Origin of the sequence: Janthinobacterium agaricidamnosum NBRC 102515 = DSM 9628 (assembly GCF_000723165.1) — a bacterium.
Taxonomy (GTDB): domain Bacteria; phylum Pseudomonadota; class Gammaproteobacteria; order Burkholderiales; family Burkholderiaceae_D; genus Janthinobacterium; species Janthinobacterium agaricidamnosum.
In genome coordinates this window covers 5,217,332-5,230,011 of the sequence record NZ_HG322949.1, presented here as the reverse complement: position 1 = coordinate 5,230,011, position 12,680 = coordinate 5,217,332, and the positions used below count along the sequence as shown (strand labels likewise).

Annotated in this window: 10 protein-coding genes; 8 read left to right on the top strand and 2 right to left on the bottom strand. The window is 59.6% G+C overall.

Features of this window, described 5'->3' with window-relative positions:
• Positions 1-8: 8 nt before the first annotated feature.
• Both queF and ilvA read right to left on the bottom strand, forming a co-directional pair.
• Positions 9-842, bottom strand: a complete 834-nt coding sequence (gene queF / locus GJA_RS22565) for an NADPH-dependent 7-cyano-7-deazaguanine reductase QueF (protein ID WP_038500817.1) — start codon at positions 840-842, stop codon at positions 9-11.
• Positions 843-945: 103 nt separating this feature from the next.
• The gene (ilvA, locus tag GJA_RS22560; RefSeq protein WP_038496866.1) at positions 946-2,481 is read right to left on the bottom strand and encodes a threonine ammonia-lyase, biosynthetic; all 1,536 of its coding nucleotides are present in this window, start codon (positions 2,479-2,481) and stop codon (positions 946-948) included.
• Between the two features lie 237 nt (positions 2,482-2,718).
• Here ilvA and GJA_RS22555 point away from each other — a divergent pair, with 237 nt between their 5' ends.
• From GJA_RS22555 to ubiB, 8 genes are all read left to right on the top strand, one after another.
• Entirely contained in the window at positions 2,719-3,210 is a 492-nt protein-coding gene (locus tag GJA_RS22555) for a YqaA family protein (protein ID WP_038496863.1), read from the top strand.
• Positions 3,211-3,438: 228 nt separating this feature from the next.
• Positions 3,439-7,482, top strand: a complete 4,044-nt coding sequence (locus GJA_RS22550; protein ID WP_038496861.1) for a DUF3683 domain-containing protein — start codon at positions 3,439-3,441, stop codon at positions 7,480-7,482.
• Positions 7,479-7,922, top strand: coding sequence for an HIT family protein (locus GJA_RS22545; RefSeq protein WP_038496859.1), 444 nt, complete (start codon positions 7,479-7,481; stop codon positions 7,920-7,922). The genes GJA_RS22550 and GJA_RS22545 overlap by 4 nt, the downstream gene beginning before the upstream one ends.
• A 12-nt stretch (positions 7,923-7,934) precedes the next feature.
• On the top strand, positions 7,935-8,372 hold the full coding sequence (locus GJA_RS22540) for a gamma-butyrobetaine hydroxylase family protein (protein ID WP_038496856.1): 438 nt from the start codon (positions 7,935-7,937) through the stop codon (positions 8,370-8,372).
• A 240-nt stretch (positions 8,373-8,612) separates the two neighbouring features.
• Positions 8,613-9,347 (top strand): bifunctional demethylmenaquinone methyltransferase/2-methoxy-6-polyprenyl-1,4-benzoquinol methylase UbiE, encoded by a 735-nt coding sequence (gene ubiE, locus GJA_RS22535; protein ID WP_038496853.1) that lies wholly within the window; start codon positions 8,613-8,615, stop codon positions 9,345-9,347.
• 8 nt (positions 9,348-9,355) lie between these two features.
• A complete protein-coding gene (locus tag GJA_RS22530; protein ID WP_038496850.1) occupies positions 9,356-10,318 on the top strand; it encodes a Tim44 domain-containing protein in 963 nt (320 codons plus the stop codon).
• Positions 10,319-10,461: 143 nt separating this feature from the next.
• Positions 10,462-11,115 carry a ubiquinone biosynthesis accessory factor UbiJ gene (locus tag GJA_RS22525; RefSeq protein WP_242404605.1) on the top strand — a complete coding sequence of 218 codons (654 nt, stop codon included), beginning with the start codon at positions 10,462-10,464 and terminating at the stop codon, positions 11,113-11,115.
• Entirely contained in the window at positions 11,112-12,680 is a 1,569-nt protein-coding gene (ubiB, locus tag GJA_RS22520) for a ubiquinone biosynthesis regulatory protein kinase UbiB (protein WP_038496844.1), read from the top strand. Before GJA_RS22525 ends, ubiB begins: the two co-directional genes overlap by 4 nt.

Here is a 12,680-nt window from a genome sequence, read left to right as displayed (position 1 = left end):
GCGGCCGCTTATTGGCGCGCGCAACGCAGATTCGATGGCGGCGCCGAGGTGCTGAAGTTACTGCGCCATGGATTGATATCGAGTCCGCCGCGGCGTGTATAACGGGCGTACACGGCCAGCTTTTGCGGTTGGCACTGACGCAGGATATCGACAAAAATCCGTTCCACGCATTGTTCATGGAATTCATTGTGTTCGCGGAAACCGATCAGGTAGCGCAATAAACTTTCCTGGTCGATTTGCGGACCGGCATACTCGATCTGCACGCTGCCCCAGTCCGGCTGACCGGTCACCAGGCAATTCGATTTCAGCAAATGCGACACCAGCTTTTCTTGCACCGGTGCGTCGTCCAGCGCCGCTTTTAATAGTTGCGGCGACGGTCTGTACTGGTTCACTTCGATATCGAGCCGGTCCAGCAGCACGCCGTCCAGCTCGCCCATCTCCAGCTTGGCGAAATCTTCTTGCAGGGTCAGCTGGATTTGCACCGCCGCGCCAAAGCCTTTCGACAAATCTTGCTGCAGCAACGCCAATAAGGCGTCCGGGCTGGCCAGGCGGGTCTGGTTGAATGAGTTCAGGTACAGCTTGAACGATTTCGATTCGATGATATTCGGCGAGTCGGCCGGCGCGCTGATCCTGGCGATCGCCACTTGCGGTTTGCCGCGCAAGTTCAGCCACGATAATTCGTAGGCGTTCCAGATATCCAGGCCGAAAAACGGCAGCGTGCCATGCAAGGCCAATTCATCGCGTTTGCCCTGGCGTGGAATCGGAAACAGCAGTTCCGGCGCGTAATCGCTGCGGTAGGCGGCGTTTTTGCCCAGTGGGGAGAGGTCGGCGGTGTTGGTCATGATATCGGCTAGGAATTCGGTCAAGGCCGCATGGTAGCCCAACTGAGGTCTTCATGCAGGAGTTCGGCCGCAGCTCCACGGAGGGCGATGCGGCCGCGGCGGTTTAACCGAGGAACAGTTTATACACCGGATTATTGCTTTCGTCCCAGTAACGATAGCCCAGCGTCGCGAGGAACTGGCCGAATTCCGCCATTTCATCTTGCGGCACCTGCAAGCCGATCAGGATGCGGCCGACGTCGCCGCCCTGGCTGCGGTAATGGCACAGGGAAATATTCCAGTTCGGCGCCATGCTGTCGAGGAAACGCATCAGTGCGCCTGGACGCTCCGGGAATTCAAAGCGGTACAGCAACTCGTCGTGCGCCAGTGAACTCTTGCCGCCGACCAGGTGCCGCAAGTGGGCCTTGGCCAGTTCGTCATGGGTCAGGTCCAGCGTCTTGTAGTCATGTTCTTCGAACGACTTGGCCAGCACGCTCGATTCGTGGCGGTTGGCGATCTGGATGCCGACAAACACATGCGCCGCCTCGGCGTCGCTGATGCGGTAATTGAATTCGGTGACGTTGCGCGCGCCGACCAGTGCGCAAAAACGCTTGAAGCTGCCGCGCTGTTCGCGCATCGTGACGGCGAACACGGCTTCGCGCGCCTCGCCCAGTTCGGCGCGCTCGGCGACAAAGCGCAGGCGGTCGAAATTCATGTTCGCGCCGCAGGCGATGGTGATCAGCGTTTCATTCCTGACCGGGTGCCTGGTGAAGCTGGCCCGTTCGATATATGCCTTGGCGCCGGCCACCGCCAGCGCGCCGGCCGGTTCCAGGATGCTGCGGGTATCGGTGAACACGTCCTTGATCGCGGCGCAGATGGCGTCGGTATCGACGATGATGATGTCATCGACATATTGCTGGGCCAGGCGGAAGGTTTCTTCGCCGACCAGGCGCACCGCGGTGCCGTCCGAAAACAGGCCGACATCCGGCAGCGTGACGCGTTCGCCGGCGCGCAGGCTGCGCGCCATCGCATCCGAATCGACGGTTTGCACGCCGATGATCTTGATGTCCGGGCGGATCTGTTTGACATAGGCCGCCACGCCGGCGATCAAGCCGCCGCCGCCGATGGCGATGAAGATCGCATGGATCGGGCCGGCGTGCTGGCGCAGGATTTCCATGCCGACCGTGCCTTGCCCGGCGATCACGTCGGGATCGTCGAACGGGTGCACGAAGGTCAGCTTCTGTTCTTTTTCCAGCGTCAGCGCATGGTTGTAGGCGTCGGTGTAGGAGTCGCCGAACAGCACGATTTCGACATCGGCGCCGCCGCGCGCGCGCACCGCTTCGATTTTCAATGGCGGGGTGGTGGTCGGCATCACGACCAGCGCGCGGCAGCCGAGTTTCGCCGCCGATAGTGCCACGCCTTGCGCGTGGTTGCCGGCCGACGCGCAAATCACGCCGCGCTTCAATTGCGCCTCGCTCAAATGGGCCATCTTGTTGTATGCACCGCGCACCTTGAAGCTGAACACGCTTTGCATGTCTTCGCGCTTGAAGTAAATCTGGTTGTCGACGCGCTGCGACAGCGTCGGCGCGAATTCCAGCGGTGTTTCGGAGGCGACGTCATAGACGCGGGCGGTCAGGATTTTCTTGAGGTAATCGATAGTCATAGTCTGCAAACAAAGTGGTGCTGGGCCAGCAAGTACTGGAACTTGTAGTGGAACGGATTCATTGCTTGATTCATTACTTCATCGATGCAAGATGGCGCGCCCGGTCCCGCGGATGGCTGGAGGCGGCAAACCAGTCGCCGCCGGCCTGTGAGCCGGGCGTCAATGTTGCATTGCTTGTACTGTGCGCATGTTGCACTTCATTATAATGGACTACTTTAGCCTATCTCAAAGAGTTCGATGATCGAATCTGCAATTGCCTGGCTGCTGCATCTGATCGCGGCGCCGGAAGTGGGGCTGACCTCGGTCTTCATCATCAGTTTCATTTCCGCCACCTTGTTGCCTTTGGGCTCGGAGCCCGCGGTCTTCGCCGTGATCAAGGCCAATCCCTCGCTGTACTGGGCCGTGATCGCGGTGGCCACGGTCGGCAATACGCTGGGCGGCGCCGTCGATTACTGGATGGGCTACCGCGCCAAGCAGGCGTTTGCCAGGGAGCGCGAGACGCGCTGGTTCCGCTGGCTGGCGCGCTACGGCCCGAAAACCATGCTGCTGGCCTGGCTGCCCGGCATCGGCGATCCGCTATGCACGCTGGCCGGCTGGCTCAAGCTGCCGTTCTGGCCCAGCGTCGTCTACATGGCTGTCGGCAAACTGGTGCGCTATCTGACGATGACCACCTTGCTGCTGTATGTTCCTGACGGCGCATGGCAACGCATCGGCGATTGGCTGGCTTGAAACAGATAAAGTTGATTATTTTGCAAAGTTTTATTGTCTTGGCAGATTTTTATTAAAATGACCGCCCCCGGCATTTAAAATTTGCATAAAATGACTTTTTCCCATACGAGTCATGGCTATGTCGGCCTGCTTTTATCCTTCGGCCCTATAAGGCTGTTACGGCATGGTGCGGCGCAATAAGCTAGAATGGGTTCTCTTTAGGGTCTGTCAACTTCGTCACCACAAACAATGAACGCCCCCGCACACATCAAAGCTTTGCTGGCTGAAACGCCAAATGGTCCCGCAGCGACACGGCTGCGCGAAATCCCTTATAACTACACCTCGTTTTCCGATCGTGAGATCGTGATACGGCTGTTGGGGGAGGACTCCTGGCGCTTGCTCGACGTTTTGCGCGGTTCCCGTCAAACCGGACGTTCGGCGCGCATGCTGTATGAAGTGCTGGGCGATATCTGGGTGGTGCGCCGCAATCCCTATCTGCAAGACGACTTGCTCGACAATCCGAAGCGCCGCCAGGGGCTGATCGACGCCTTGCAGCACCGTTTGTCCGAAGTCGACAAGCGCCGCCTGACGGTCGACAGCGCGGCTGACGCCGTTAGCGATGAGGTGGCCAATGCGGCGGCCGACACGGCGCAGCGCAGCGCCAATGTGGAAGCGTTGCTGAAAGCGGCCAGCAAGGCGGTGGCCGATTTCGGCGAAGAATTCCGCAAGACCTACGACTTGCGCAAGCGCACCGTCAAGGTGCTGGGCCGCTACACCGAAAAACACAATATCAAGTTCGACGGCATGTCGCGCGTGGCGCACGTCACCGACGCCACCGACTGGCGCGTCGAGTATCCGTTCGTCGTGCTGACGCCGGATACCGAAGAAGAAATGGCCGGCCTGGTCAAGGGCTGTATCGAATTGGGATTGACGATCATCCCGCGCGGCGGCGGCACCGGCTACACCGGCGGCGCGATTCCGCTGACGCCGCTGTCGGCGGTGATCAATACCGAAAAACTGATCACGCTGGGCGCCGTCGAAATGACTGTGCTGCCGGGACTGGATCACGAATACGCGACGATACACTCGGGCGCCGGCGTGATCACCAACAAGGTGTCGGAAGCGGCCGAGCGGGCCGGCTTCGTGTTTGCCGTCGATCCGACCTCGGCCCATGCATCGTGTATCGGCGGCAACGTCGCGATGAATGCTGGCGGGAAAAAGGCCGTGCTGTGGGGCACCGCGCTGGATAACCTGGCGTCGTGGCGCATGGTGGACCCGAATGGCGACTGGCTGGACGTGACGCGGCTCGACCATAACCTGGGCAAGATCCACGATATCGCGCTGGCGCGTTTCAAGCTGGAATGGCGCCACCCGAGCACCCGCGACGTCGGCAAGCCGAACGCGCCCTTCAAGACCGAGATCCTGGAAATTCCGGGCCGCAAATTCCGCAAGGAAGGCCTGGGCAAGGATGTCACCGACAAATTCCTGGCCGGCTTGCCGGGCATCCAGAAAGAGGGTTGCGACGGCTTGATCACGTCGGCGCGCTGGATCTTGCACAAGATGCCGAAATTCGCCCGCACCGTCTGCCTGGAATTCTTTGGCCAGGCGCGCGATGCGATCCCGTCTATCGTCGAAATCAAGGATTACCTGGACGGCTTGCCGGCCAAGGGCGAGCAATTCAGCACCATCCGCCTGGCCGGGCTGGAACATCTGGACGAGCGTTATTTGCGCGCCGTCGGTTACGCCACCAAGTCGAAACGGGGCGTGCTGCCGAAGATGGCCTTGTTCGGCGATATCGTCGGCGACGATGAAAACGCTGTCGCGCAAGCCGCGTCGGAAGTCGTGCGCATTGCCAACACGCGGGTCGGCGAAGGTTTTGTCGCCGTCAGCCCGGAAGCGCGCAAGAAATTCTGGCTGGACCGTGCCCGCACGGCGGCGATCGCCAAGCATACCAATGCGTTCAAGATCAATGAAGACGTGGTGATCCCGCTCAATCGCATGGGCGAATACACCGACGGCATCGAGCGTATCAATATCGAATTGTCGATCAAGAACAAGCTGCAACTGGCGCATGCCTTGAGCGATTTTTTTGCCGCTGGCAACCTGCCAGTCGGCAAGAGCGACGATGCGTCCGACGACCGCGTCGACGATGCGGAAATGCTCGGCGACCGGGTGCATCAGGCCAGTGCGCTGCTGGAACAGGTAACGGCGCGCTGGACCTATGTGCTGGCGCAACTGGACCAGCCGCTGCACGCCGTCAAGGAGCAACTGGCACAACTGGGCCTGGAACGGCTGGGGCCGGTATTCGAGGCCCGCTTGGCGCAGCAGCCCGACGCGACGTTGTTCGACGTGGTGCAGGACCGCACCGTGCGCATTACCTGGAAGCAGGAAATCCGCGCCCATTTGCGGCAAATTTTCAACGGCGCGGCATTCAAGCTGATCCTCGACGAAGCGACTGCGATCCATGCGCGCATCTTGCGTTCGCGCGTGTTCGTCGCGCTGCACATGCATGCCGGCGACGGCAATGTGCACACCAACTTGCCGGTCAATTCGGACAATTATGAAATGCTGCAAGACGCGCATGAAGCCGTGGCGCGCATCATGGTGCTGGCCCGTTCGCTGAATGGCGTCATTTCGGGCGAGCATGGCATCGGCATCACCAAGCTGGAATTCCTGACCGAGGATGAAATCGGCGAATTTCGCAGCTACAAGCAGCGCATCGATCCGGAAGGCCGCTTCAACAAGGGTAAATTGCTGAACCTGGAAGGCATGGGCGCCGACTTGCGCAATGCCTACACGCCATCGTTCGGCTTGATGGGCCATGAATCGCTGATCATGCAGCAAAGCGATATCGGCGCGATCGCCGACAGCGTCAAGGATTGCTTGCGTTGCGGTAAATGCAAACCGGTATGTTCGACCCACGTGCCGCGCGCCAACTTGCTGTATTCGCCGCGCGACAAGATTTTGGCGACCTCGTCGCTGATCGAAGCCTTCCTGTATGAAGAACAAACCCGGCGCGGCATTTCGATCAAGCACTGGGAAGAGTTCGAGGACGTCGCCGACCATTGCACCGTGTGCCACAAATGCGTGACGCCGTGCCCGGTGAATATCGATTTCGGCGATGTGTCGATGAATATGCGCAACTTGCTGCGCAAGATGGACAAGAAAAGCTTTAATCCCGGCACCAAGGCGACCATGCTGTTCTTGAACGCCACCGATCCGGTGACCATCAACGCCACCCGCAAGGTCATGATCGGCTGGGGTTACAAGGCGCAGCGGCTGGGGAATGACTTGCTGAAGAAATTCGCCAAGAAACAGACCAAGGCGCCGCCGCCATCGACCGGCAAGCCACCCGTCAAGGCCCAGGTGATTCATTTCATCAACAAGAAAATGCCGGGTAACTTGCCGAAGAAAACCGCGCGCGCCTTGCTCGATATCGAAGACGACAAGGTGATCCCGATCATCCGCAATCCGGCCAAGACCACCGCCGATACCGAAGCCGTGTTCTATTTCCCCGGTTGCGGCTCGGAGCGGCTGTTCTCGCAAGTCGGGCTGGCCACGCAAGCGATGTTGTGGGAAGTCGGCGTGCAAACCGTGTTGCCGCCTGGCTATCTGTGCTGCGGTTATCCGCAGCGCGGCGCCGGCGAGTTCGACAAGGCAGAAAAGATGATGACGGATAACCGCGTGCTGTTCCACCGCATGGCCAATACGCTCAATTACCTCGACATCAAGACCGTGCTGGTGTCGTGCGGCACCTGCTACGACCAATTGGCGACTTACCAGTTTGAAAAGATTTTCCCGGGCTGCCGCATCATGGATATCCATGAATATCTGCTGGAGAAAAACGTCAAGCTGGAAGGCGTCAACGGCACCCGCTATATGTACCACGAGCCTTGCCATAACCCGATGAAGTTGCAAGAATCGGGCAAGACCATCAACTCGCTGATCAGCACGGTAGACAATATCAAGATCGAGAAAAACGATCGCTGCTGCGGCGAATCGGGTTCGCTGGCGGTGACGCGGCCGGATATTTCGACGCAAGTGCGCTTCCGCAAGGAAGAGGAAATGGTCAAGGGCGCGGACAAGCTGCGCGCCGACGGTTTTGGCGGCGACGTCAAGATCCTGACCAGCTGCCCGTCGTGCCTGCAAGGCTTGTCGCGCTACAACGACGATTCGGGCACCAGCGCCGACTACATCGTGGTCGAGATCGCCAAGCACTTGCTGGGCGAGAACTGGTTGCCGGATTACGTCAAGCGCGCCAATGACGGCGGCATCGAACGGGTGCTGGTATGAGCGACTCTTGTGATTTGTGCACGCTGCTGGCCGGCCTGGCGAAAGATGGCCCGGCCTTGATCTGGCGCAGCGAAAAATTGTCGGTGGTGCTGGTCGACGATGCCGCCTATCCCGGTTTTTGCCGGGTGGTGTGGAATAAGCACGTCAAGGAAATGACCGACTTGACGGCTGGCGAACGCAACTACGTGATGGACGTGGTGTGGCAAGTCGAACTGGCCCAGCGCGACATCATGCTGCCGGAAAAAATCAATCTCGCCAGTTTTGGTAACATGACGCCACACGTGCATTGGCATGTGATACCGCGTTATCGTGACGATGCGCATTTCCCGTATCCAAGCTGGGCGCCGGTGCAGCGTGCAACGCCGCCAGACGTGCTGGCCGCGCGCCGCGCGCTGGTGCCGCAATTGCGGGCCGCGATCCGCCAGCGTCTGTCTGCCTGAAAAGAAAAAATCATGACTGCAAGCAAACCAACTCCCCAGCCGACCGGCTTGACGATCCACAACAAATCACGCGTGCTGGAAGTGGCGTTCGACGATGGCGCGACTTTTTCGCTGCCGTTCGAACTGCTGCGCGTGTATTCGCCATCGGCCGAAGTGCGCGGCCATGGCAAGGGCCAGGAAGTGCTGCAATTAGGCAAGCGCGAAGTCGGCCTGGCCGGCCTGGAGCCGGTCGGCAACTACGCGGTGCAGCCGACCTTCAGCGATGGCCACAATACCGGCTTGTACACCTGGGAATACCTGTACCGGCTGGGCGCCGAGCAAGACCAGCTGTGGCTGGACTACGTGCACAGCCTGCACGCGGCCGGCTACCCTGGCGATAGCGGCCGCGAAAGCAGCGCGGCGGTGCAGGTGGCGGCGTCTTCCGGGCATGGCTGCGGGCATCAGCATTGATCAAAGCTGCCTGAAAACAGGCTAGTTATTTGCTCCGGTTCGGCTAAGAGCCTATCCCAGTAGATGAATACGCCCTGTTCTGGCGCTCCTCAGGAACGGGGACTGCGTTGATCGTCGTCGCGTGGCTCGCCACGCTTCCTCCTCACGCCTGGTCCGCGCTCCTGATGCGCGGCCAGAACAAGACGCTCAAAAGAACCGGCCCGCTTGTATAATGCAGCCAGATCAATCAGGCTGCTTATCATGACCAATACCACTCATTTCGGTTACAAAACAGTTTCAGAAGACGACAAAGTGCGCGAAGTCGCCAAGGTGTTTCACTCCGTCGCCGCCAAGTACGACGTGATGAACGACTTCATGTCGGCCGGTTTGCACCGTCTGTGGAAAACCTTCACCATCGCCAACGCCGCGGTGCGTCCGGGCTTCAAGGTGCTCGATATCGCCGGCGGCACCGGCGACCTGGCCAAGGTATTCGCCAGGCAGGCCGGCCCGACCGGCGAGGTCTGGTTGACCGATATTAACGAGTCGATGTTGCGCGTTGGCCGCGATCGCCTCTTGAATCGTGGCTTATTGACCCCAACCTTGCTGTGTGATGCTGAAAAATTACCTTTTCCTGATAACTATTTCGACCGTGTCAGCGTGGCGTTCGGCTTGCGTAATATGACGCACAAGGACCAGGCGCTGGCGGAAATGCGCCGCGTGCTGAAACCCGGCGGCAAGTTGCTGGTACTGGAATTCTCGAAAGTGGCCAAGCCGCTGCAAAAACCGTACGATTTGTATTCGTTCTCGGTATTGCCGTGGCTGGGCCAGAAAGTCGCCGGCGATGCCGATAGTTACCGCTATCTGGCCGAGTCGATCCGTATGCACCCCGATCAGGAAACCCTGAAATCGATGATGCAAGACGCGGGCCTCGAAAGGGTCCAGTATTTTAATTTGACCGCTGGTGTGGCCGCTTTGCATACTGGCATCAAAATGTAGGAGACGAAATGAAGATGAAGAAATTTTTGGTGTGCCTGATGCTGGCGGTGACGACCATGTCCATGTTGAGCGAGGCATCCGCGCGGCGCGTCGGCGGCGGCGGTTCGTTCGGCCGCCAGTCGCAAAACGTCAGCCGCCAGCCACACGCGCCGGCGCCCGCGCCGGCGCCACGCCAGGCCCAACCCGCTCCAGCACCGGCGCCTGCGCCGGCTGCCGCGCCCAAAGCGCCTAGCCGCTGGAAAGGCATCCTTGGCGGCGCCTTGCTGGGCCTGGGCCTGGGCGCGCTGCTGTCGCATTTCGGTCTGGGCGGCGCCTTTGCCAGCATGATCGGCTCGCTGCTGATGATCGCCTTGCTGGCGCTGGCCGCTTTCTTCATCTATCGCCTGGTGCGCGGCAAAGCGGCTGCTAATAGTGGCAATAGCACGCCATTTTCCGGTTTTGGCGGCAATAACCCGCAGCCGCAAGGCGCAGGAAATTATGGCAATTCCAGCAATGTTCCGGAAATCGGTTCGCGCCTGCAGCCACAGGCGTTCCAGCCGGCCGCGTCAACTTCCGGCGTGACTTTGGACAAGCCTGCCGCGAACGCCCAGTGGGGCGTGCCGGCCGACTTCGATAGCGTGGCGTTCTTGCGCCATGCCAAGTCCAACTTCATCCGCCTGCAAGCGGCGTGGGACAAGGCCGACGTCAACGATATCCGCGAATTTACGACGCCGGAAGTGTATGCCGAGCTGAAAATGCAAATCCAGGAACGCGGCGCCAACACCGATTTCACCGATGTCGTGACGATCGACGCCGAATTGCTGGGCATCGAAACGGGCGCCACCGACTACCTGGCCAGCGTCAAGTTCACCGGCCAGATCCGTTCCGCGCCGAACGCGGCGCCGGAACCGTTCTCGGAAGTGTGGAATATGTCGAAGCCGCTTTCCGGCAATACCGGCTGGGTGCTGGCGGGGATACAGCAACTGGCTTGATGAAGAGTGCAGAGTGCCAGCGCACTAATTTCATGAGCTTGCCGCGCGATTGCCCGGCAAGCTGGTAAGATCGAAACCGCCCGCGCTTTTTCCGGGCGGTTTTATTTTGTAGGGCGCCGTTTTGCGCAGATTGAATGCTTTTTATGCCTATCTCCCTTCCATCGTATATGACGCCGGCTATTGCTTCCATCAACCATTTGCTGGGACAAGAGCCGTGGGCGCGGCAACAACTCGCCTTACATGGCGGCAAGCTGGCCTGCATCGATACCGGCGCGCTGGTGCTGCGTCTGCGCGTCGGCGCCGACGGTTATGTCGAGGCTGGCCCGGCCGATGCGCCGGCGCAAGTGACGATACGGGTCAAATGGTCCGACTTGCCGCTGATTCTGCACAACCGCGAGCGGGCCTTTTCCTACGTCAAGATTGAAGGCGACGCCGAATTCGCCAATACGATTTCGCAATTGAGCAAAAGCTTGCGCTGGGAAGCCGAGTACGACCTGGAAAAGCTGTTCGGGCCGATTGCCGCGACGCGCATGGTGTCCGGCGCCAGGGCCGCCGTCGCGGCGGTGCGCACCGGCCAGCAAAAACTGGCGGAAAACGTCGCCGAATATTTCCTGGAAGAACAACCATTGCTGGTGCGTCCGGCCGCCGTCGATGCCTTATCAAGCGACGTGGTGCGCTTGCGCGACGATGTCGAGCGGATCAGCAAGCGCATCGAAAAGCTGGAAAAAAACCTGGCGTTACAAGCGGCAGCGGGCGCCGCGCCGCAAGGGCAGACACCCTCACTGGATCATAAATGATATTGAAATTCTTACGGCTGCTCAAAATCCTGCGGGTGTCGATCAAGTACGGCCTCGATGAAATTGCCATTTCCGGCTTGAAAGTGCCGCGTACCGCCAAGCTGATCGATACCATGATTTTCTGGCGCGACCTGTCCGCGCCGCGCGGCGAACGGATGCGCATGGCGCTGGAAGAGCTGGGCCCGATTTTCGTCAAGTTCGGCCAGGTGCTGTCGACCCGCCGCGACTTGATGCCGCCCGACCTGGCCGATGAACTGGCGCGCCTGCAAGACCGCGTGCCGCCCTTCGATTCCGACCTGGCGGTGGCGCAAATCACCAGGTCGCTGGGCGCCCATCCCGACCAACTGTTTGCCAACTTCGAGCGGGTGCCGGTGGCGTCGGCGTCGATTGCCCAGGTGCATTTTGCGACCTTAAAAAATGGCAAGGAAGTCGCCGTCAAGGTGTTACGCCCCGGCATGAAAAAGCTGATCGATGAAGACGTTGCGCTGATGCATATCGCGGCTGAGTGGATCGGCCGCATCTGGGCCGACAGCAAGCGCTTGAAGCCGAAGGAAGTGGTCGGCGAGTTCGATAAATACTTGCACGACGAATTAGATCTGATGCGCGAGGCGGCCAACGCCAGCCAGTTGCGGCGCAATTTCGCCCATTCCAAATTGCTGCTGGTACCGGAAATGCATTGGGATTATTGCTCCAGCAGCGTGATCGTGATGGAACGCATGTATGGCATCCCGGTGTCGCAAATCGACCGCCTGGAAGCGGCTGGCGTGGACTTGAAAAAACTGTCCAGCGATGGCGTGGAGATTTTCTTTACCCAAGTGTTCCGCGATGGTTTTTTCCATGCGGATATGCATCCGGGCAATATCCTGGTATCGGTCGCGCCGGAATCGTTTGGCCGTTATATCGCCCTCGATTTCGGCATCGTCGGCACGCTGAACGATTTCGACAAGGATTATCTGTCGCAAAACTTCCTGGCGTTCTTCCGCCGCGATTACAAACGCGTTGCCGAGGCGCACATCGAATCGGGCTGGGCGCCGAAGGAAACCCGCGTCGATGAACTGGAAGCGGCGGTGCGCGCCTGCTGCGAACCGATTTTCGACCGGCCGCTGAAAGATATTTCGTTCGGCCAGATCCTGCTGCGGCTGTTCCAGACCTCGCGCCGCTTTAATGTCGAAGTCCAGCCGCAACTGGTATTGCTGCAAAAAACCTTGCTCAATATCGAAGGGCTGGGGCGCCAGCTCGATCCCGACCTGGATTTGTGGAAAACCGCCAAGCCCTACCTGGAAAACTGGATGTCCGACCAGGTTGGTTTTCAAGGCTTGATGGAACGGCTGAAGGCGGAAGCGCCGCGGTATGCGCACATCTTCCCGCAATTGCCGCGGCTGGTGCACCGCGCCTTGAGCGTGTCCGGCGAAGCGCTCGGCAACGACGCCGAATTGCTGAAAAGCTTGATTGCGGAACAGCAGCATACCAATCGCCTGCTCAGCTTTGTCGTATATTTTGTCGGCGCGTTCACGATAGGCGCGCTGGGTTTCCAATTGCTGATGCGCTGGCATAGCCTGTTGTAA